The organism is Streptomyces sp. NPDC046349 (assembly GCF_055587885.1).
Window position 1 is genome coordinate 422427 of the sequence record NZ_JBVJFK010000002.1, and the last position, 18051, is coordinate 440477.

At 70.9% G+C, this 18051-nt stretch carries 18 protein-coding genes and 1 pseudogene; 7 read left to right on the forward strand and 12 right to left on the reverse strand.

The genetic code is table 11. The features are described from left to right. Positions 1–20: 20 nt before the first annotated feature. The 5 genes from ACZ6JS_RS05545 to ACZ6JS_RS05565 form a co-directional block, all read right to left on the reverse strand. The gene (locus tag ACZ6JS_RS05545) at positions 21–707 is read right to left on the reverse strand and encodes a class I SAM-dependent methyltransferase (RefSeq protein ID WP_469295966.1); all 687 of its coding nucleotides are present in this window, start codon (positions 705–707) and stop codon (positions 21–23) included. Between the two features lie 104 nt (positions 708–811). Continuing rightward, a complete protein-coding gene (locus ACZ6JS_RS05550) occupies positions 812–1471 on the reverse strand; it encodes an SMI1/KNR4 family protein (protein WP_469295967.1) in 660 nt (219 codons plus the stop codon). Further along, positions 1468–2298, reverse strand: coding sequence for a GNAT family N-acetyltransferase (locus ACZ6JS_RS05555; protein ID WP_469295968.1), 831 nt, complete (start codon positions 2296–2298; stop codon positions 1468–1470). The genes ACZ6JS_RS05550 and ACZ6JS_RS05555 overlap by 4 nt, the downstream gene beginning before the upstream one ends. A gap of 27 nt (positions 2299–2325) precedes the next feature. After that, positions 2326–2595 (reverse strand): protealysin inhibitor emfourin, encoded by a 270-nt coding sequence (locus tag ACZ6JS_RS05560; protein WP_030957654.1) that lies wholly within the window; start codon positions 2593–2595, stop codon positions 2326–2328. Positions 2596–2604: 9 nt separating this feature from the next. Continuing rightward, the gene (locus ACZ6JS_RS05565; RefSeq protein WP_469295970.1) at positions 2605–3678 is read right to left on the reverse strand and encodes a M4 family metallopeptidase; all 1074 of its coding nucleotides are present in this window, start codon (positions 3676–3678) and stop codon (positions 2605–2607) included. Between the two features lie 405 nt (positions 3679–4083). On the opposite strand from ACZ6JS_RS05565, the gene leuA reads away from it, so the two are divergent. Continuing rightward, the gene (leuA, locus tag ACZ6JS_RS05570) at positions 4084–5847 is read left to right on the forward strand and encodes a 2-isopropylmalate synthase (RefSeq protein ID WP_469295971.1); all 1764 of its coding nucleotides are present in this window, start codon (positions 4084–4086) and stop codon (positions 5845–5847) included. A gap of 77 nt (positions 5848–5924) precedes the next feature. Here leuA and ACZ6JS_RS05575 read toward each other — a convergent pair whose 3' ends face one another. Together ACZ6JS_RS05575 and ACZ6JS_RS05580 are read right to left on the reverse strand one after the other, a co-directional pair. Beyond that, entirely contained in the window at positions 5925–6017 is a 93-nt protein-coding gene (locus ACZ6JS_RS05575; RefSeq protein WP_469295973.1) for an SDR family oxidoreductase, read from the reverse strand. Between the two features lie 257 nt (positions 6018–6274). Beyond that, a pseudogene (locus tag ACZ6JS_RS05580) lies at positions 6275–6784 on the reverse strand (SDR family oxidoreductase); the annotation flags it as partial. A gap of 44 nt (positions 6785–6828) precedes the next feature. Between ACZ6JS_RS05580 and ACZ6JS_RS05585 the strand changes: the two are divergent. The 5 genes from ACZ6JS_RS05585 to ACZ6JS_RS05605 all read left to right on the forward strand — a co-directional run bounded on the left by ACZ6JS_RS05585 (position 6829) and on the right by ACZ6JS_RS05605 (position 11982). Then, positions 6829–7524: a TerB family tellurite resistance protein gene (locus tag ACZ6JS_RS05585; protein ID WP_469295974.1), complete on the forward strand. Its 696-nt coding sequence runs from the start codon at positions 6829–6831 to the stop codon at positions 7522–7524. A gap of 540 nt (positions 7525–8064) precedes the next feature. Further along, a complete protein-coding gene (locus ACZ6JS_RS05590; protein WP_469295976.1) occupies positions 8065–9606 on the forward strand; it encodes a nucleobase:cation symporter-2 family protein in 1542 nt (513 codons plus the stop codon). Positions 9607–9805: 199 nt separating this feature from the next. Beyond that, the gene (gene recO / locus ACZ6JS_RS05595) at positions 9806–10552 is read left to right on the forward strand and encodes a DNA repair protein RecO (protein WP_469295978.1); all 747 of its coding nucleotides are present in this window, start codon (positions 9806–9808) and stop codon (positions 10550–10552) included. Positions 10553–10563: 11 nt separating this feature from the next. Beyond that, positions 10564–11391: an isoprenyl transferase gene (locus ACZ6JS_RS05600; RefSeq protein WP_469295980.1), complete on the forward strand. Its 828-nt coding sequence runs from the start codon at positions 10564–10566 to the stop codon at positions 11389–11391. A 24-nt stretch (positions 11392–11415) separates the two neighbouring features. Further along, complete coding sequence (locus ACZ6JS_RS05605; protein WP_469295982.1) at positions 11416–11982, forward strand: YcxB family protein; 567 nt, start codon at positions 11416–11418, stop codon at positions 11980–11982. Between the two features lie 165 nt (positions 11983–12147). On the opposite strand, the gene ACZ6JS_RS05610 is transcribed toward ACZ6JS_RS05605, so the two are convergent. Genes ACZ6JS_RS05610 through ACZ6JS_RS05625 form a run of 4 tightly spaced genes read right to left on the reverse strand, consistent with a single transcriptional unit; the run spans position 12148 to position 15301 of the window. Next, positions 12148–12573, reverse strand: coding sequence for a Fur family transcriptional regulator (locus ACZ6JS_RS05610; protein ID WP_469295984.1), 426 nt, complete (start codon positions 12571–12573; stop codon positions 12148–12150). Between the two features lie 42 nt (positions 12574–12615). After that, positions 12616–13479 carry a metal ABC transporter permease gene (locus ACZ6JS_RS05615; protein ID WP_469295986.1) on the reverse strand — a complete coding sequence of 288 codons (864 nt, stop codon included), beginning with the start codon at positions 13477–13479 and terminating at the stop codon, positions 12616–12618. After that, entirely contained in the window at positions 13479–14297 is an 819-nt protein-coding gene (locus ACZ6JS_RS05620) for a metal ABC transporter ATP-binding protein (RefSeq protein WP_469295987.1), read from the reverse strand. The genes ACZ6JS_RS05615 and ACZ6JS_RS05620 overlap by 1 nt, the downstream gene beginning before the upstream one ends. Then, positions 14297–15301 (reverse strand): metal ABC transporter substrate-binding protein, encoded by a 1005-nt coding sequence (locus tag ACZ6JS_RS05625; RefSeq protein ID WP_469295989.1) that lies wholly within the window; start codon positions 15299–15301, stop codon positions 14297–14299. Before ACZ6JS_RS05625 ends, ACZ6JS_RS05620 begins: the two co-directional genes overlap by 1 nt. 155 nt (positions 15302–15456) lie before the next feature. Here ACZ6JS_RS05625 and ACZ6JS_RS05630 point away from each other — a divergent pair, with 155 nt between their 5' ends. Beyond that, complete coding sequence (locus ACZ6JS_RS05630) at positions 15457–16839, forward strand: glycine--tRNA ligase (RefSeq protein WP_469295990.1); 1383 nt, start codon at positions 15457–15459, stop codon at positions 16837–16839. A gap of 607 nt (positions 16840–17446) precedes the next feature. Here ACZ6JS_RS05630 and ACZ6JS_RS05635 read toward each other — a convergent pair. Next, positions 17447–18040: a TetR/AcrR family transcriptional regulator gene (locus ACZ6JS_RS05635; protein WP_469295991.1), complete on the reverse strand. Its 594-nt coding sequence runs from the start codon at positions 18038–18040 to the stop codon at positions 17447–17449. Between the last annotated feature and the right edge of the window lie 11 nt (positions 18041–18051).

Genomic DNA, 18051 nt, shown 5'->3' on the forward strand with positions numbered 1-18051 from the left:
ACGCCCCCGGGCGGCCTCCGTCAGGCGAGGCGCCGGACCTTCAGGACATTGTCGGGGCGCGTCCCGGGCCGGCCCTCGGAGTCGGTCATGGGCTGGACGTGCTCCGCCGCGGTCAGGACCTTCCAGCCGCCCTCCGGCAACTCCAGCTGCGCGAGGACCTCCTGCGGGGTGGGGAAGTGGATGTCCGCGAGGGCCTCCGGGTTCCACGACGGCCCTCCGGCGTGGCCCACCACGAGGAGGGTCCCGCCCGGTGCCACCGCGGCGGCGGCCCGGCGCAGGATCCGCTCGCGGGGGAAGTCGCCGTAGCTGTGCAGGAAGCACGCCGAGACGAGGTCGAACTCCCCCTCGGGGAACGACTGCGAGAAGTCGTGCTGCTGCCAGTCGACGAGCTCGCCGACCCCGGCCTCGGCAGCGTGCTCGGCCGCCCGGCCGAGGGCCACCTTCGAGATGTCGGTGGCGGTGACCCGCCATCCGCGCCGGGCCAGCCAGACGGTGTCGGCGCCCTCGCCGCAGCCGAGGTCGAGGGCTCGGCCGGGGGCGAGGTCCTCGGCTTCGCGGACCAGCAGGGCGTTCGGCTTGCCGCTCCAGATGCGCGTGCTCTCGCTGTAGCGCCCGTCCCAGAACTCCGCGCCGCCGGCGACGGGGCCGTCCTCGTTCGTGTGCGGGTTCTCGTGCGCGTGGTCGTGCGCGTGCTCGTGCTTCGGCATGGGAGCCTCTTCCGCTCGGGGTCTTCGTGCACCCGATGCTGTGCCCGACCCGCGCCCGTCGGCAAACAATGTTGCCGACCCGGCAAATGGCGGTACGTCCGGGGTCAGAGGGTCGCCGGCCGGCCCCAGTCAGGCCCCAGCAGGTGCGAGGGGTCCGTCAGGCCCATCTCGCGCCATTCCCGGAAGGTCAGCGGCGGTGCGCCGCCCGGGTGGTCGAAGGACAGCGGCACGATCCGGTCGCAGGTGGCGCGGCCGTCCCACCACACCGTGTCGGCCAGCGGCCCGGTGATCACCAGCAAGGTGCGGAAGCCGCAGCCGTTCTCCTGCAGCACGACGGCCCCCGCCGTCTTGCGGTCCTCCCACTCCTCGCCCTCGTCGTCCCAGCGCGCCCAGGCCTCGGCGTAGGCCCGGTCGTCCGCGAAGTCCGCCGACTGCGGCTCCCGGGCCCACTGCTCGTCGTCCTCGGCCTCGTAGGAGTCGGGATGGGGGAACGGCAGGGGCAGCAGGTCGCGCCGGGTCTCGTGGTTCGCGTCCCACCACCAGCCCTCCGGCCCGCGCCGGAGCCGGCGTACGCATCCGCCCCCGGCGCTCTCCTGCCGCAGGTACGTGCGGTACCCGGCCGGGAAGCGGATTCCCAGCTCCCGCTCGGCCTCGGCCACTTCGGCTTCGGACAGCGGAGGCGCCGAATCCGGGGCCGTGGCGCTCGGTCCCTCCTGCCGGTCGGCGCGGACGCGGCGCCACAGCAGCCGGAGCCGCCCGGTCACGCCCCGGGCTCCGCCGCCGGCGGCTCCGCGATCAGGGCCGTGCCCACCCGGTGGAAGCCGGCGCGGCCGTAGATCCGGGCCACATCCTCGTCTCCCGCCGAGAGGAAGACCGTACGGGCGCCGTGCGCGCGGGCCTGCGCGACGAGGGCCGCGGTGACCCCGAGGGCCAGGCCCTGGCGGCGGGCGGACGGCAGGGTGCCGACGCCCACGATCTCGGCGACGTCCCCGACCGGGTTGAACATGCCCGAGCACAGCACCACGCCGTCGCGCACGGCCGCGGCCATGCCCGAGGTGCCCGCCGCGATCTTCGCCGAGACGCTCGCCCGGCTGGTCTGCGACGACGGGTCGGCCAGCGCGGCCGCGAGTTCCGCCGGCCCGGCCTCGCCCACCGCGGTCCCCGGGTCGGCGAAGGCCAGCGCCGGCACCGTCAGTGCAGCAGCCAGCAGTGGGTCCTCGGCGTCGAGCAGCCGTACCTCCGGGTGCGGGGGCAGCTCCTCGGCGGCCTCCAGCACCATCAGGGGGTGCGCGTGGACGTGGAGCCCCGCTTCCTCCACCGCGGCGCGCAGCGCGGGGCTGGTCTCGGCGACCCACTCGAAGGCCTCGGGCACGCCCAGCTCGCGCTGGCGGGCGAGCACCCGCTCCACGTCGGCGGCGCTCGCGGCGGATCCGCCGAGCGCGGGCCGTGCGTAGTACGGCCAGCCCGCGCCCTCCTGGACGAACAGGGTCAGCGGACCGAAGTCCTCTGCCCTGGCGCCGCCCACCCGCGGCACCGTGTCGTAGTACCGCTCCAGCTCGGACAGCATCGAATCGATCATGCGATTGGTCATCCGGTCATCCAAGCAAAGGGCCGGTGCTCAGGCACCTTCTTTCAGGACGCGGGAGATCAGCGCCCGCTGGGCCTCCGACAGGCGCGGCTCGGCACAGGAGACCGTCCGCCCGTCCACCGTGATCCGGTACGAGAAGCCGTCCCGTACCCGGTCCGCCGGGTCGCCCGGCGGACCGGGCCGCAGCGCGAGCTGGGCCAGGGCCTGCCACTCGTCCTCGTCCGGCAGGCCCGAGGTGTCCACCTCGGCCCGTCGCTCGATGCCCGCGAAGCCGCCCGTCCGCACCACCAGAATCCGCATGGGAGCGCTCTACCCCGCGAACGGGACGCCCACGGCCGACCATGCCTTCTGGAGTGCCTGGTGCTCCGCCCCGCCTTCCCCGTACCGGGTGGCGGCGGCCGCCGTGGAGAGCCGGGCGAAGTCCGCGAAGTCGGCCTTCGGGGTGAGGTCCCCGCCGGTCAGGGTGTCGTACCAGATCTGCCCGGCCCGCTCCCAGGCCTTGCCGCCGAGCTCGGTCGCCGCGATGTAGAAGGCGTGGTTGGGGATGCCGGAGTTGATGTGGACACCGCCGTTGTCGCTGTGGGTGTTCACGTAGTCGTCCATGGTGGCCGGCTGCGGGTCCTTGCCGAGCTCGTCGTCGTCGTACGCGGTGCCCGGCGCCTTCATCGAGCGCAGCGCGACCCCGGTCACGTTGGGGCCGAGCAGGCCGGCCCCGATCAGCCAGTCGGCCTGGTCGGCGGTCTGCTCCATCGAGTACTGCTTGATCAGGGAGCCGAAGACGTCGGACATCGACTCGTTCAGGGCGCCCGACTGGCCGCGGTAGCGCAGGTTCGCCGTGTACTGGGTGACGCCGTGGGTCAGCTCGTGGCCGATCACGTCCACCGACACGGTGAAGTCGAGGAAGAGGTCGCCGTCGCCGTCGCCGAAGACCATCTGCCGGCCGTCCCAGAAGGCGTTGTTGTAGTCCTCGCCGTAGTGGACGGTGGCGTCCAGCGGGAGTCCGGAATCGTCGATCGAGCGGCGCCCGAAGCCCTTCAGGAACAGTTCGTACGTCGCCCCGAGTCCCGCGTAGGCACGGTTCACCGTGGCGTCCTTGCTCGGCGGGTCGCCCTCCTCGCGGACCTTCGTCCCCGGCAGCTGCGTACCCTGCCGGGCGTCGAAGACCGTCCGCCGGGGGTCGTCGCCCGCCGGCGCGGCGAGCGCGGGCACGATCCCGCGCACGGCGGTGACCCGGCGCCGGGTGCGCAGCAGGGAGTCCCGTTCGAGGGTGCGCTGGGCGAGGTCGGCGCGGCGGGCGTCCCCGGACAGGGCGGCCTTGTCGAGGAGGTGCGGGGGCACGACCGTGCAGAAGACGGGGTGGCGGTGAGTGTGGGAGGCATCCATGCCCGGCAATGTGGCACCGAGTCACCTGCATGTCACTAGCTGCAACCATGATTCATTCGGTTGTGTCACCCCGCCCTGCTGCAGAAACGTGCCTGGTGTTATCGCACGGCAGGATCGCGGAGCCTTCGGGGGATGGTCCCGACCTGGACGGCAGGAACGAGGTTTGGCTCACATTTGGTGCAAATCGGGCACGTGGGTCTTGCATACTGAAACAGGTCCTCGCGTTACGGCGCGGCTCGGCTAGGCTCGGCCCATCATGCGTTTCGGGCTGCTTCTCCTTAGCTGCCGCGGCGAGGGTCTGTAGTCGTAGGCCGGCCCCCTCCCCGCGGAGTTTGGTGTTGCGGTTTCACGACCGCCGTCGGCCGTCCCAGCGAACTACCGCGGACACGCGAGGAGCCCAACGCCATGAGCCAGCAGCCTTTTGTCGGTCGCCCCACGCCCATCACGAACGCGACCCACACCCAGCAGCCCTCCGGGATGCCGATCCACAAGTACGGACAGTACGAGCAGGTGGACATCCCGGACCGCACCTGGCCCGATGCCCGCGTCACCAAGGCCCCCCGCTGGCTGTCCACCGACCTGCGGGACGGCAATCAGTCGCTGATCGACCCCATGACCCCGGCCCGCAAGCGCGAGATGTTCGACCTGCTGGTGCGCATGGGATACAAGGAGATCGAGGTCGGCTTCCCGTCCTCCGGCGAGACCGACTTCGCCTTCGTGCGCTCCATCATCGAAGAGGGCGCGATCCCGGACGACGTCACGATCTCCGTACTGACCCAGGCCCGTGAGGACCTGATCGAGCGGACCGTCGAGTCCCTGGTCGGCGCCAAGCGCGCCACCGTGCACCTGTACAACGCCACCGCGCCGACCTTCCGCCGCGTCGTCTTCCGCGGATCCAAGGAGCAGATCAAGCAGATCGCCGTCGACGGCACCCGCCTGGTCATGGAGTACGCCGAGAAGCTGCTGGGCCCGGACACCACCTTCGGCTACCAGTACAGCCCGGAGATCTTCACCGACACCGAGCTGGACTTCGCCCTGGAGGTCTGCGAGGCCGTCTGCGACGTCTGGCAGCCGTCCGAGGGCCGCGAGATCATCCTGAACCTGCCCGCCACCGTGGAGCGCTCGACGCCGTCCACCCACGCGGACCGCTTCGAGTGGATGGCCCGCAACCTGACCCGCCGCGAGCACATCTGCATCTCCGTGCACCCGCACAACGACCGCGGCACCGCCGTCGCCGCCGCCGAGCTGGCCCTGATGGCCGGCGCCGACCGCATCGAGGGCTGCCTGTTCGGGCAGGGCGAGCGCACCGGCAACGTCGACCTGATCACGCTGGGCATGAACCTGTTCTCCCAGGGCATCGACCCGCAGATCGACTTCTCGCATATCGACGAGATCCGCCGCACCAGCGAGTACTGCAACCAGATGGAGGTCCACCCGCGCCACCCCTACGCGGGCGACCTGGTCTACACCGCCTTCTCCGGCTCCCACCAGGACGCCATCAAGAAGGGCTTCGACGCCATGGAGGCCGACGCGGCCGCCCGGGGCAAGACCGTCGACGACATCGAGTGGGCGGTCCCCTACCTGCCCATCGACCCCAAGGACGTCGGCCGCTCCTACGAGGCGGTCATCCGGGTCAACTCGCAGTCCGGCAAGGGCGGCATCGCGTACGTCCTGAAGAACGACCACAAGCTGGACCTGCCGCGCCGCATGCAGATCGAGTTCTCGCGGATCATCCAGGCCAAGACCGACGCCGAGGGCGGCGAGGTCACCCCGAAGGCGATCTGGGACGTCTTCTCCGACGAGTACCTGCCGAACCCGGAGAACCCGTGGGGCCGCATCCAGCTGCGCTCCGGTTCGACGGCCACCGACAAGGACGGCACGGACACGCTGACCGTCGAGGCGGTCGTGGACGGCGTGGAGACGGTCCTGAACGGCACCGGCAACGGCCCGATCTCGGCCTTCTTCGACGCGCTGGCCGGCATCGGCGTCGACGCCCGCCTGCTCGACTACACCGAGCACACCATGAGCGAGGGCGCGTCCGCCGTGGCGGCCTCCTACATCGAGTGCGCGATCGACGGCCGGGTCCTGTGGGGCATCGGCATCGACGCCAACACCACCCGCGCCTCCCTGAAGGCGGTCATCTCCGCCGTCAACCGCGCGGGCCGCTGACCCCTCGCTCGTGAACCCCGCTCCTCCTCCCGGAGGGGCGGGGTTCCGTCGTACCGGGGCTCCGTGCCACGGGGGCGTCAGCGGGCCAGGTAGCCGCCGTCCACCGGAAGGACCACACCCGTCACGAACGAAGCCGCGTCCGAGGCGAGGAAGGCGACGACCCGCGCCACCTCCTCCGGCTCGCCGAGCCGCCCATCGGGTGCGCCCCCTGACCTCTGCCAGGTAATCCGGCCCGCCCGGCTCGTCGTCCAGCGCGATCACCCGCTCCGTTCGGATCGTTCCGGGAGCCACCGCGTCGACGCGGATCCCGTGCGCCGCCCACTCGACCGCGAGGTGCTCGGTCAGCCCCGCCGCCACGAACTTCGGGTCCGTAGGCCGCCCGGCGGGCCTGCCCGGCCACGCCCGAGATCGAGGACACGCAGACCAGCGCCGCGCCGGGCCGCGGCTGCGCGGTCATCGCCTCGACGGCGTACTTGCAGGTCAGGAACATGTCGCGGCCGTCGACCGCCATGACGCGGTCCCAGTCCTGTGCGGTGGTCCCGCGTACGTCCGAAAGAGGGATCACCCCGGCGTTGGCCACGGGCACGTCGAGGCGCCCGTAGGCCTCCCCCGCGGCGGCGACCATCGCCCGGTTGTCGTCAGGGTCGGAGACGTCACCGCCCGCCACGGTGATCGGACGGCCCTCGGCGGCCAGATCCGTACGCAGCGCCTCGCCCCGGGGCCATCGATATCGGCCGCGGTCACCCGGGCTCCGGAGCGGGCGAGCAGCACGGCGGTGACCCGGCCGATCCCGCTCGCGGCCCCGGTCACCGGACACGACTTCTCGTCCATGCGGCAGACCCTGAGCGGAACCGGGGATGCAGATCGGCCAAGTCCCGCGCGCGGGACATGTTGTCTTGTCGCACGACTGACGCATCCTCACCGATGTGGCTAACATCACGCCAACCCGGCGATGCTGCCGGACGACCACGGAGGTGCGACGTGCTGCCAGTTCGGGGTGGGGACGGCCGGAGGCTGACGGTCTGGGGCATCCGTACCACCTGGAGCACCGTGGGTGACGGGGAGTTCTTCTGCCCGGACTGCGGTGGGGACCGCAACTACCGCAGGCGCACCGGCCGCCGGCGGTTCACCGTCCTCGGGGTGCCGCTGCTGCCGCGCGGGCAGGCGGGACCCGTCGTCGAGTGCCAGGGCTGCCGCCGGCGGTTCGGCACCGACGTCCTCGACCACCTCACCACCACCCGGTTCACGGCGCTCCTGCGGGACGCCGTGCACACCGTCGCGCTGGCGGTGCTCACGGCGGGCGGTACGGCCTCACGCAGCGCGCTGGAGGCCGCCGTGTGCGCCGTACGGGCCGCCGGCTTCCAGGACTGCACCGAGGAGCAGCTGGAGTCCCTCGTGGAGGCGCTGTCCTCGGACGAGGGCCGGCTCGGGCTGTACGACATCCCCGAGTGCTGCGGGGCGGCGCTGTCGATAGAGCTCCACGAGGCCCTGGAGCCGCTCGCCCCGCACCTGGCCGGCCCGGGTCGCGCATCGATTCTGCTCCAGGGCGCCCGGATCGCCCTCGCGGACGGCCCGTACATCCCGGCCGAGCGCGAGGTGCTCGCGACGGTCGGATCGGCGCTGCGGATCGGCGCGGACGAGGTGGCGCGGCTGCTGTCGGCGGTGCGCGCGCCCTGAGGGGAGGCCTTCGCGGGGCCGGAACCGTCCGGAACGCCTCGGTCCCGACGTAACGATCCGGCCTCGCGGAGGCCGAAATCTCGCCTGGTGAACACTTTGTGAACAGCGGAGTCGACGACTCCGGGCCCGTTCGGAGCTGCCTGCGAGGGTGGCGGAACGGGCCCTTCTTTTTGCGCCACCGAAGCGCTGCACAGTGCGTCGTGGCAGCTCAGGGCCAGTGTGCTTCGCGTTCGCGTGGACCGAACGCACCCGGCCGGAAGGCCTGGCCCCATACCCCTGCGGCGAATCCTCCACCACTGGAGAAATCTACAGATCTGACGGCGAACAGAGTCAACAGTTTGTAGAAGTCGACGATATCTGTGAGGCCTCCCACAGGCGTTCAATTCCGGTCACACGCCGAGAAGCCGCCGCCCCGCACAGCGGGACTTCGACCCACGTGAACGTACTGAAAACCCTGGCGAACCAACGGGTTAACGACCCACTTCGCTCAGGGATAACCAGATCTCCTCTCACTTACCTACCTTGAAGGGCAAGGCTGAGATGGCACGTGTCGCCGCCCGGCTTTCCACCGAAGGAAAGCAGAGCACGCACCCGGTCGACGAGGTGCTCCCCGTTCCCAAGCTGGCGCTGTACGGCTTCCAGCACGTACTCGCCTTCTACGCCGGCGCGGTGATCGTCCCGATCATCGTGGGCAGCGCACTCAAGCTGAGCCCTGAGCAGCTGGTCTACCTGATCAACGCAGACCTCTTCACCTGCGGTATCGCGTCGATCCTCCAGGCCTGGGGCATCGGCCGGATCGGCGCGCGACTGCCGCTGATCCAGGGCGTGACCTTCACCGCGGTGTCCCCGATGATCGCCATCGGCCTCGGCGCGGGCGGCGGAACGGCCGCCCTGCTGGTCATCTACGGCGCGGTCATCACCGCCGGCATCGCCACCTTCGCCTTCGCGTGGCTGCCCGCCAAGGCATTCCGAATGGTGATGCGGCTCTTCCCGCCCGTCGTCACCGGCACGGTGATCACCGTCCTGGGCATCGTCCTGATCCCGGTCGGCCTCAACGACGCGGCCGGCGGCCTCGGCAGCCCCGACTTCGGCGAGCCGAAGAACTTCGCCTACGCCGGCGGCACGATGCTCTTCATCCTGATCCTGATGAAACTCGGCAGGCCCTTCCTGTCCAGCATCGCGATCCTCCTCGGACTGGTCGTCGGCACCGGGGTCGCCTTCCTCCTCGGCGACGCGAAGTTCGGCGACGTGGGCAAGTCCGACTGGATCGGCATCACCACCCCCTTCCACTTCGGCGTCCCGAAGTTCGAGTGGTTCCCGATCGTCCTGATGCTCATCGTCATGCTGATCACCATGGTCGAGACGACCGGTGACACCTACGCCGTCGGCGACATCGTCGGCAAGGAGGTCGACAGCGAGACCGTGGCCCGCGCCCTGCGTGCCGACGGCGCCGCCACCGCCCTCGGCGGCGTCCTCAACTCCTTCCCGTACGTAGCCTTCGCCGAGAACGTCGGCCTGGTGCGGATGACGAAGGTGAAGAGCAGGTTCGTGGTCGTCGCCGCGGGTGTCTTCATGATCGTCCTCGGTCTGCTGCCCAAGGCCGCCGCGATCGTCGCCGCCGTCCCGCACGGAGTCCTCGGCGGCGCCGCGACCGTCATGTTCGCCATGGTCGCCCTGGCCGGTATCCAGACCCTGGGGAAGGTGGACCTCAAGGAGGAGAAGAACGCGCTGATCGTCGGCGTCTCCCTCGCCTTCGCCCTGCTCCCGGCGACCGTCCCGGTCTTCTTCACCAAGCACATGGACGCGGACCTGTCCTCGCTGCTCAACAGTGGCGTCACCCTCGGCGCCACGGCCGCCATCGTGCTCAACCTCATCCTCAACGGCCCGGCGAAGGACAACGCGCACGACGCCCCGGCGGCAGGAGCCCAGGCCCTCGCCGAGGCCGAGGTCGACACGGCGCCCGGCACCGGCGCCACGGCCACCGAGACACCCGCCGCGGTGCCGGCCCAGGCCGCCGCCCCCGCCCCCGCAGCCGAGAAGGCGGACGACGCCGATCCCTCGCCGTCCCCGTCCGCTCCCTGATCCTCCCAAGGGGTGCCGACCCCTCGCCCGGACCCCGGCCCGGGCGAGGGGTCATCGCTGTCCGCCTTGATCAACTGTGCATAGGCCGCCAGCGCCGCCTGTCGGCAGCCGCTCACGGTCCCCTTTCCGGTAGGCCCGGCCCGGAGGACGGAAGAAGGCCGGCACCATTGTCCCGCCCCCGGTGCGGGACAATGAGCGCATGAGTCTGTTCCGCGACGACGGCATCGTGCTGCGCACCCAGAAGCTGGGTGAGGCGGACCGCATCATCACGCTGCTGACCCGCGGCCACGGCAGGGTGCGGGCCGTCGCCCGCGGCGTACGCCGCACCAAGTCGAAGTTCGGCGCCGGGCTGGAACCTTTCTCCCATGCCGACGTCCAGTTCTTCGCGCGCGGCAGCGACCTGATCGGCCGCAGCCTCCCGCTCTGCACCCAGACCGAGATCATCGCCCCGTACGGCAACGGGATCGTCACCGACTACGGCCGCTACACCGCCGGCACCGCGATGCTGGAGACCGCCGAGCGGTTCACCGAGAACGAGGGCGAGCCCTCCGTACAGCAGTACCTGCTGCTGGTGGGAGCCCTGCGCACCCTCTCGCGCGGCGAACACGAACCAAACCTCATCCTGGACGCCTTCCTGCTGCGCTCGCTCGCCGTCAACGGTTACGCGCCCAGCTTCGAGGACTGCGCGAAGTGCGGGATCCACGGCCCCAACCGGCACTTCTCCGTCGCCGCGGGCGGGGTCATATGCGGGGACTGCCGGGTGCCCGGCAGCGTCGTACCCTCGTCGGAGGCCATCGCCCTGCTCAGCGCCCTGCTGACGGGCGACTGGGGGCATGCCGACGCGTGTGAGGCGCGTCACGTGCGGGAGGGCAGCGGGCTGGTCTCCGCCTATTTGCACTGGCATCTGGAGCGCGGGCTACGCTCCCTGCGATACGTCGAGAAATAGGAGCTGGGCACATGGCACGACGCGGGATTCTGGGACGCTCTCGCCGGGAGTACAAGGTTCCCGAGCCGCACCCCTCCGGTGCGGTCCCGCCGAAGATCCCCGGCGAGCTGGTCCCGAACCACGTCGCGGTCGTCATGGACGGCAACGGCCGCTGGGCCAAGGAGCGCGGTCTGCCGCGCACCGAGGGGCACAAGGTCGGCGAGGGCGTCGTGCTCGACGTGCTCAAGGGCTGCCTGGAGATGGGCGTCAAGAACCTCTCCCTGTACGCCTTCTCGACGGAGAACTGGAAGCGCTCGCCCGACGAGGTCCGCTTCCTGATGAACTTCAACCGCGACGTCATCCGGCGCCGCCGCGACGAGATGAACGAGCTGGGCATCCGCATCCGCTGGGTCGGCCGCATGCCGAAGATGTGGAAGTCGGTCGTCCAGGAGCTTCAGGTCGCGCAGGAGCAGACCGTCGACAACGACGCCATGACCCTGTACTTCTGCGTGAACTACGGCGGCCGCGCGGAGATCGCCGACGCGGCGCAGGCCATCGCGCGCGACGTGGCCGCGGGCAAGCTGGACCCGTCGAAGGTCAACGAGAAGACCTTCGCCAAGTACATCTACTACCCGGACATGCCGGACGTGGACCTGTTCCTGCGCCCGAGCGGCGAGCAGCGCACGTCCAACTACCTGCTCTGGCAGAGCGCGTACGCCGAGATGGTCTTCCAGGACGTGCTGTGGCCCGACTTCGACCGGCGCAACCTCTGGGCTGCGTGCCTGGAGTACGCCCAGCGCGACCGCCGCTTCGGCGGCGCGGTCCCCAACCAGCCCGAAGCCCCGGGCGCGGCCGGCTGACACCCTCACCTAAGATCCCCGCTCATGGACATCACGGGCGGGGATCCGCTGTACCGGATACACGAGGCGGCATCGGCGGGACGGGCGGTCGAGCTCCACTACGCGCCGACCGTCGCCGACATGGCGGAAGGCCTGCGGGCCCACGGTCGGTCGAAGGCGGGGCGCCGTCAGCGACTGCCGGTCGTCCTCATCGGCCTGGTGGGGCCGTTGTACGCCGCCGTGCTCGTTGCGGGGGACGGCGAATCGGCGGGATCGGCCGCGGCGCTGACCGTGGTCGGCCTGTTCGGCTGGGCCTTCGTCCTGTTCGGCCACCGGATCATGGCCCGTACGACCCGCGGGCTGCTGGCGGCGGCGGGGGAATGCCGGGCGGTCGTCGACGGGGAGGGCGTCACCGTCGATTCCGCCCAGGGCTCCGTCCACCTGCGCTGGAGCGCACTGTCGTGCTACGCGGAGACCCCTGCGACCTTCATGGCCTTCTCCGGCGACAAGCGGGTGCTCGGCGGGGCTCTGCTCCCCAAGCGCGGCCTCGCGGACCCCGGGGAGCAGGACGTGCTGCGGGCGCTCCTGGACGCAAAGCTGGAGCGGATCTAGGTCGGCCCGCGACGGGTCGGCCCGGGCCCGTCTGTCGGCCCGGGCCCGTCTGTCGGCCCGGGCCCGTCTGTCGGCCCGGGCCCGGATACGTTCCGGCCCGGGACCTCTCCTCCGGATCTGCCCGGCTCGCGGGATCCGGCACCGCGCCTCGCTGCGTTGCGGGCTCTAGCCCTTGGCGCAGTCGGCGCAGGTGCCGAAGATCTCCACCGTGTGGGCGACGTTCACGTAGCCGTGTTCGGCGGCGATGGACTCCGCCCACTTCTCCACGGCCGGGCCCTCCACCTCGACCGCCTTGCCGCACTTGCGGCAGACCAGGTGGTGATGGTGATCGCCGGTGGAGCAGCGGCGGTAGACGGACTCGCCGTCGCTGGTGCGCAGGACGTCCACCTCGCCCGCGTCCGCCAGGGACTGCAGGGTGCGGTAGACGGTGGTCAGGCCCACGGAGTCGCCACGGTGCTTGAGCATGTCGTGGAGTTCCTGGGCGCTGCGGAACTCGTCCACCTCGTCCAGCGCCGCCGCCACTGCGGCCCGCTGGCGGGTGGATCGTCCTCGTACTGGCGCGGTATTCATCTCGCCAGGCGCAGTCGCCACCGGTTCCTCCTCGTATAGGCCTGCGGCCATTGTGCCAGTCCGCTAGACCTTCACATCGTCGCGCGTGCAGACCTCTTCGGTCGCCAGCGCGGCCCTGGCCCGACGGCGGGCCAGGGGAGAGGAGAGGGCGGTCAGCACCATGAAGACGCCGATCGCGAGCAACACGATCGTCGCACCCGAGGGCACGTTGATGTAGTAGGTGGCCGCCGTGCCGGTCAGGGAGACGGTCACGCTGATGGCCATGGCCAGGCCCAGCGTGGTGGCGAAGCTGCGGGTGAGCCGCTGGGCGGCGGCGACCGGGATCACCAGCATCGCGCTGACCAGCAACAGGCCGACGATGCGCATGGCGACGGTGACGGTGACCGCGGCGGTGACCGCGATCAACAGGTTCAGCGCGCGCACCGGCAGTCCGGTCACCCGGGCGAACTCCTCGTCCTGGCACACGGCGAAGAGCTGCCTGCGCAGGCCGACGGCGACGGCGAGGACGAAGGCGGCGAGGATTGCCATCGCGGTCACGTCCTCGGCGGCGACCGTGGTGATCGAGCCGAACATGGAGCCCAGGAGGCTGGCGGTCTGCCCGCCGCCCAGGTTGATGATCATGACGCCGCCGGCGAGGCCGCCGTAGAAGAGCATGGCGAGGGCGACGTCCCCGCTGGTCCTGCCGCGGGCGCGGATCAGCTCCATGCCGACGGCGCCGACCACGGCGACGAGGGTGGCCATCCAGACCGGGCTGGTCTGGAGCACGAAGCCGAGGGCGACACCGGTCATGGCGACATGGCCGAGGCCGTCGCCCATGAGCGCCTGACGGCGCTGGACGAGGTACGTGCCGATGGCGGGGGCCGTGATGCCGACCAGGGCGGCCGCGATCAGCGCTCGCTGCATGAAGGCGTAGTCGAGGATGTCCATCAGCTCAGCAGTCCCGTCCGCAGGGGCTCGGCGTCGTGCGCCGCGTGGGGGTGTACGTGGTCGTGGCCGGGCAGGGCGTGCTGGCCCACGGCCTCCGGGGGCGGGCCGTCGTGGACGACACAGCCGTCGCGCAGGACGACGGCGCGGTCGATCAGGGGCTCCAGCGGGCCCAGCTCGTGCAGGACGAGCAGGACGGTGGAGCCGGCCGCGACCTGCGCGCGCAGGGCGTTCGCCAGGACCTCCTGGTTGGCGAGGTCCACGCCTGCCATCGGCTCGTCCATGATCAGCAGTTCGGGTTCCACCGCGAGTGCCCGGGCTATGAGGACGCGCTGGTGCTGCCCGCCGGAGAGGGCGTCCACCGAGACGTCGGCGTGCGCCTCCATGCCGACCAGGGCCAGGGCCTGCTCTATCGCGGCCTTGTCGGTCCTGCGCAGCAGCCCGAAGCGGGTGCGGGCGAGCCGGCCGGAGGAGACCACCTCGCGGACGGTGGCCGGGACGCCGCCGGCGGCGGTGGTGCGCTGCGGGACGTACCCGACGCGCGACCAGTCGCGGAAACGCTTGAAGTCGGCGCCGAAGAGGCTGAGGGAGCCGTCGGTCAGCGGTACCTGGCCGACCACGGCGCGAACCGCCGTGGACTTGCCGGAGCCGTTGGCTCCGAGCAGGGCGACGACCTCGCCGCGGTGGACCGTGAGGTCGATTCCGCGCAGCACGGGGCGCGAGCCGAGCGAGGCCTTGGCCCCGCGCAGGGATATGACGGGCCGGTCGTCGGCCGGCCGGGGCGGGGACTGCATGGCTCGCGCCTCCGTTGCTGCTGTCATCACTTGGCTCCGAGTGCCTTCTGGAGGTTCTTCAGGTTGGACCGCATGACCTCGAAGTAGTCGGCGCCCTGGGACTTGTCGGTGATGCCCTCGATCGGGTCGAGGACGTCGGTCTTCAGGCCGGTGTCCGTCGCGAGGGTCCTGGCCGTCTTGTCGCTGGCCAGCGTCTCGAAGAACACGGTGGTGACATTGTCCTTCTTCGCGACCGCCTGAAGATCCTTCATCCGGGCCGGGCTCGGCTCGGACTCGGGGTCGACGCCGGCGATGCCCTCCTGGTCGAGGCCGTAGCGCTCGGCGAGGTAGCCGAAGGCGGAGTGGGTGGTGATGAAGGTCCGGGACGCGGTGTTCTTCAGGCCGTCCTTGAATTCGGTGTCCAACGCGCCCAGCTTGCCGACCAGTTCGTCGGTGTTCTTCTTGTAGTCCGCCGCGTGGCCGGGGTCGGCCTTCTCCAGCGCGGCGCCGACGCCCTTGGCGATCTCCGCGTACTTGACCGGATCGAGCCAGACGTGGGGGTCGGTGCCGCTTCCACCGTCGTGGTCGTGGCCCTCGTGCTCCCCGGCGTGCTCCCCGGAGTGCTCGTCGCCCTCCTGGTGCGCGTGGCCCTCCTCGCCGTGGCCCGGCTCGGCCCCGTGGGCCTCCAGCTCGGTGAGGGTGGCGGCGTCGACGACGTTCTTCACGCCGGACTGGGCGACGGCCTTGTCGACGGCGGGCTGCAGGTTCTTGAGGTAGAGGACCACGTCGGCCTCACCGAGCTGCGCGGTCTGCTTGGGGGTGATCTCCAGGTCGTGCGGCTCGACGCCGGGCTTGGTCAGGCCGTCGACCTTCACGTGCTCCCCGCCGATCTGCTCGGCGACGAACTGGAGCGGGTAGAACGACGCCGTCACGGCGAGCGTGCCGTCCTTGCTGCCGGCGGCGCCCGCTCCGGAGCAGGCGGTCAGGGCCGTGGCGCCGAGGGCGACGGCGCCGGCGAGGGCGGCGGTGGGTATGAGGCGTCGTACGTTCATGACATCCATTTTCATCAAAGATGGAAACGGTTGTCAAAAACCCAGGTGGGAGGGACAGGTGGCCGGGCCTGGAAGGGGAACCGATTTGAAAGGGGGGGTGCGGGCGCCGGTAATCTAAGGACTTCGCCGTTCGTCCTCGTAATGAAGAGAGCACCGTGGCCGCCGACAAGATCGACACCATCGTCAGCCTGAGCAAGCGCCGTGGCTTCGTTTTCCCGTGCAGTGAGATCTACGGCGGCTCCAAGGCCGCCTGGGATTACGGCCCGCTGGGTGTCGAGCTCAAGGAGAACATCAAGCGCCAGTGGTGGAAGGCGATGGTCACCGGGCGCGAGGACGTCGTCGGTCTCGACTCGTCCGTGATCCTGGCCCCCGAGGTCTGGGTGGCCTCCGGCCACGTCGCCACTTTCTCGGACCCGCTGACCGAGTGCACCTCCTGCCACAAGCGCCACCGCGCCGACCACCTCGAAGAGGCGTACGAGGCCAAGCACGGCCGCCTTCCCGCGAACGGCCTGGCCGACATCAACTGCCCCAACTGCGGTGTGAAGGGCCAGTTCACCGAGCCCAAGCAGTTCTCCGGCATGCTGGAGACCCACCTCGGCCCGACCCAGGACACCGGCTCCAAGGCGTACCTGCGCCCCGAGACCGCCCAGGGCATCTTCACGCAGTTCGCCCAGGTCCAGGTCACCTCGCGCAAGAAGCCGCCCTTCGGCATCGCGCAGATGGGCAAGTCCTTCCGCAACGAGATCACGCCGGGCAACTTCATCTTCCGCACCCGCGAGTTCGAGCAGATGGAGATGGAGTTCTTCGTCAAGCCGGGCGAGGACGAGCAGTGGCAGGAGTACTGGATGCAGGAGCGGTGGAACTGGTACCGCGACCTCGGCATCCGCGAGGAGAACATCCGCTGGTACGAGCACCCGAAGGAGAAGCTGTCGCACTACTCGAAGCGCACCGCCGACATCGAGTACCGCTTCAACTTCGGCGGTAGCGAGTTCTCGGAGCTCGAGGGCGTCGCCAACCGCACCGACTACGACCTCAAGGCGCACTCCGCGGCCTCCGGCCAGGACCTCCGCTACTTCGACCAGGAGTCCAAGGAGCACTACACCCCGTACGTCATCGAGCCGGCGGCCGGTGTGAACCGCGCCATGCTCGCCTTCATGCTCGACGCGTACAACGAGGACGAGGCCCCCAACGCCAAGGGCGTCATGGAGAAGCGCACCGTGATGCGCCTCGACCCGCGCCTGGCCCCGATCAAGGTCGCCGTCCTGCCGCTGTCCCGCAACGCGCAGCTGTCGCCGAAGGCCAAGGGCCTCGCCGCCGACCTGCGCAAGTTCTGGAACATCGAGTTCGACGACGCCGGCGCCATCGGCCGCCGCTACCGCCGCCAGGACGAGATCGGCACGCCGTTCTGCGTCACCGTCGACTTCGACACCCTGGACGACAACGCGGTGACCGTGCGCGAGCGCGACACCATGAAGCAGGAGCGCGTCTCCCTGGACCAGATCCAGACCTACCTCGGCAGCCGCCTGCTCGGCTGCTGACGAGCGCCGCAGACGACGGCCGCGGTTGGGACGCCGAGGCCCCGGTTTCCGCCGCGGCTCGGCGACCCGCCTCTCGCCCTCGCCTGCGAGCGCTCGCCGTGCACCGCGGGTCCCATGCCCGGGCGGCCGAGGACCGCCTACGTCATGCCCGGGCGGCCGGCCATGACCATCGTGTCGGTGTCCACCACCAGGCCAGGGCGACCCGCACCGCCGCCTCGGCGCGGTACACCAGCCCCCGCGCAGGTCGCCCTCGTACTGCCCACAGGCCTTCCGCCGCACGCTGATCGCCCGCGTGCCCGCCGCGGTGCCGTCGGGGGCGAACGTGCCGGAAGCGGTACATCAGCGGCCGGGGCGCGAGCGGTGTGGCGGAGCAGAGCGGCCGGACAGCCCGGTCGGGCGGCAGCCGCGATCAGCGATCAGCGATCAGCGGGCAGCGGCAGGGGCCGAGTGGGCGCCGATCAGCGAGACCGCCGCGGTGGCCACCAGGAAGACCGTGACGACGGCGAACTCGTCGGGCTTGTGGTGCCGGGCGGGACCGACCGCGCTGTCGGACGCGGCATGATCACGCAGCCGTGCCGGGCAGCCCGTCGGGCCGAGCGGGTGTGCGTCAGGCGCGCAGACCGCGGATCACCAGGGCGGTGACCGCCTCGAACTCCGCGACGATGGTGGGTGAGAACCACTCCGCCGCGTACTGCGGGTCGTGGAACCGGCCGGTGGCGTCGAAGACCGCACGGGCCGCGGCCGGTACGTCGGCTGCCGCGAGGGAACCGTCGGCCACTCCCTGGGCGATGATCCGGGCCAACTGGTCGATCAGCTCGGTCAGATGCTGCTCCACCGTCCCGCTGTTCTCGGCGAGGAGCACCGTGTACGTCGCGAACAGTTCGGGATCGTCGCCGGCCTTGTGGCGCTTGGCCTCGAACAGTGCCTCCAGCCAGGCCTCCAGCTTGGAGGGCGCGCTCTCGGCGGGAGCCGAGGCGATCTGCTCCAGCATCACGACGCTCTTGGCGAGCCAGCGGTCCGTGACCGCCTCGCGCAGCGCGGCCTTCGACGGGAAGTGCCGGTAGACGCTGCCGTGGCTGACGCCCAGGGCGCGCGCCACGTCCACCACGGTCGCCTTGGTGGGGCCGAAGCGGCGCAGCACTTCCTCGGTGGTCTCGAGGATGCGCTCGGGGGTGAGGGGCTCGGCAGCAGCGGGTGGCATGGGTACGACCG